The organism is Streptomyces phytophilus (genome assembly GCF_013870535.1).
Taxonomy (GTDB): Bacteria; Actinomycetota; Actinomycetes; order Streptomycetales; family Streptomycetaceae; genus Streptomyces; species Streptomyces phytophilus.
The window spans coordinates 1-2,278 of record NZ_JACBXC010000990.1; the positions used below are offsets into that span (position 1 = coordinate 1).

Sequence of the window (2,278 nt, forward strand, 5' to 3'; positions counted from 1 at the left end):
TCCGGGCGGGGCGGCCAGTTCGGCGTCCAGGTCGACGTAGGCGGCGCCGGGGATGTGCCCTGCGTCGTACTCGGGACGGCCCGGTGGGCCGCCGAGCGTGTAGCGCACGTCGAGCACGACCGGGGGCCGGGGGCCCGCCAGGTCGCCCGCGAGATCGGTTCCGGAGATGATGGCATCCATGGAGGCCATCTTGGCGCAGAGCCGCGCCGCGCCTCCTGCCGGCGCCCCACCCCGCCGCCTCCCCGACCATCTCTCAGCCCGAAAACGAACATCTCGCAGCGAGACGGACGATTCTTCAGATCGATCGGCGCAGAGGGGGCGCACTGCGGCACGGGGGATGGAAACATCTGCAGAGGCGTCACCGGAACGTCACCTACCGCCACCTTCCGATGGTCAGAGAGGGCTGCCATGTCCGAAGGAGCGATCCCCTGCGCGCCGGGCACACCGTGCTGGGTGAGCCTGATGGTGCACGGGCTGGACCGGACCGAGGAGTTCTACCGGGGCCTGTTCGGCTGGGTCTTCGAAGAGGGCCCGCGCGCGCTGGGCGCGTACCGGCTGGCGTGCCTCGACGGCGGCCACGTCGCCGGGATCGGCGCCATGGCGCCCGAGCGCAGGCTGCCGGTGGCCTGGACGCCGTACCTGGCGACCGACGACGCCGACGCCGCCACCGAGCAGGTCCGCTGCTGCGGCGGGACGGTGGGGGTGGGGCCGCTGGACGCGGACGCGGCCGGCCGCAAGGCGATCTGCTCGGACCCGGCGGGGGCGGTGTTCGGGCTGTGGCAGCCGCGGCGGCTGCCGGAGGTCGAGCGGCGGGCGCGGCCGGGCACGCCGGTCTGGAACGACCTGCTGGTGGCGGAGCCGACGCTGGTAGCGAAGTTCTACGAGCTGGTCTTCGGCTACGACGTGCGTTCGGAGGGCGACACCGCGACGCTGCACGTCCGGGGCAGGCCCGTCGCGTCGGTCTGCGCCGCGGACGAGGAGACGCTGCGCGAGACGGGGCCGCGCTGGACGACGCACTTCGAAGTCGCCGACGTGGACGCCTCCGTGGCGCGCGCGGTGGAGCTGGGCGGGCGGCTGGTGCGCGAGCCGCACGAGACGGCGGCGGGGCGGCTGGCGGAGGTCGCGGACGTCGAGGGCGCGCGGTTCATGCTGGTGCGCTCGCCGCGGTAGGCGGACGCACGGTCCTGCCGCGGGCGCCGCCGGGCTGCCGCGTCCCGCGGGGGGGGCGCGGGTCAGGAGCGTACGGTCAGCAGCGGGACGAGCTGCTCGGCCGGGGTCAGCGAGCCGTGCATGCCGGCGAGCGCGGACTCCTTGGGCTCGCTGCGGGTGGCGACGATCGCGATGTCGTCGGCCGCGGCGGCGATGACGTCCCCGAGCCGGTCCCGTACCCGTTCGTCGACCTTCGGCCCGAACCACCCCAGCGCGACGGCCTCTTCGCGGCTCGCCACCCAGGCGCGCTCCCCCAGCACCTCGCGCCAGACGGTGAGCACGTCGGCGGCGGCGCCCGGGGCGGCGTACACGTGCCGGGCGCGGCCCTCGCCGCCGAGGAGCCGGACGCCGGCGCGCAGCTCCCAGTCCTCGTCGACGTCGTAGCGGGCGTCCTCGGTGAAGGGGATGTCGACCATGCCGTGGTCGGCGGTGACGTAGAGCGCGGCGCGCGGCGGGAGTTGCTCGGCGAGGCGGCGGGCGAGGCGGTCGGCGTAGCCGAGTTGGCCGCGCCAGGCGTCGGAGTCGACGCCGTAGCGGTGGCCGTTGCCGTCGACCTCGCTGTAGTACGTGTAGACGAGCGTGCGGTCGGCGGCGGCGAGCTGCTCCGCGGCGACGTCCATGCGCTCCTCCCCCGACAGCCGGCCGTGGAAGGTGCCGCCGCTGAGCGCGACGGTCGTCAGCGGGGTGGTCTCGAAGGCGGGCGAGGAGACCTGCGCGGTGTGCACGCCGGCGTCGTGGGCGAGTTGGAAGACGGTGGGGTACGGCTGCCACGCGCGCGGCGGCGTCCAGGGCTGCCAGCGCAGCTGGTTCATCAGCTCGCCGGTAGCGGGGTCGCGCACCGTGTAGCCCGGCAGGCCGTGCGCGCCGGGCGGCAGGCCGGTGCCCACGGAGGCGAGCGAGGTCGCGGTGGTGGCGGGGAAGCCGGCGGTCAGCGGCTCGCCGGTGGCCAGTCCGTGCAGGAACGGGGCGTCCTCGGGGTGCGCGAGCAGCTGCTCCCAGCCGAGGCCGTCGATGAGGAACACACAGACGCGGTCGGCCGGTTCGACCCCGGCGAGGGCCGGCGCGAAGC

General features: G+C 75.4%; 2 protein-coding genes and 1 pseudogene. 1 reads left to right on the forward strand and 2 read right to left on the reverse strand.

Features of this window, described 5'->3' with window-relative positions; translation table 11 throughout:
• Positions 1 to 180, reverse strand: a pseudogene (locus H5J30_RS28120) (sulfurtransferase); the annotation flags it as partial.
• 273 nt (positions 181 to 453) lie between these two features.
• On the opposite strand from H5J30_RS28120, the gene H5J30_RS28125 reads away from it, so the two are divergent.
• Entirely contained in the window at positions 454 to 1,170 is a 717-nt protein-coding gene (locus tag H5J30_RS28125; protein WP_181790103.1) for a VOC family protein, read from the forward strand.
• A gap of 62 nt (positions 1,171 to 1,232) precedes the next feature.
• Here the strand turns inward: H5J30_RS28125 and H5J30_RS28130 are convergent.
• Positions 1,233 to 2,278, reverse strand: a 1,046-nt coding sequence (locus H5J30_RS28130) for an alkaline phosphatase family protein (protein ID WP_181790104.1), incomplete at its 5' end; no start/stop codon positions are given.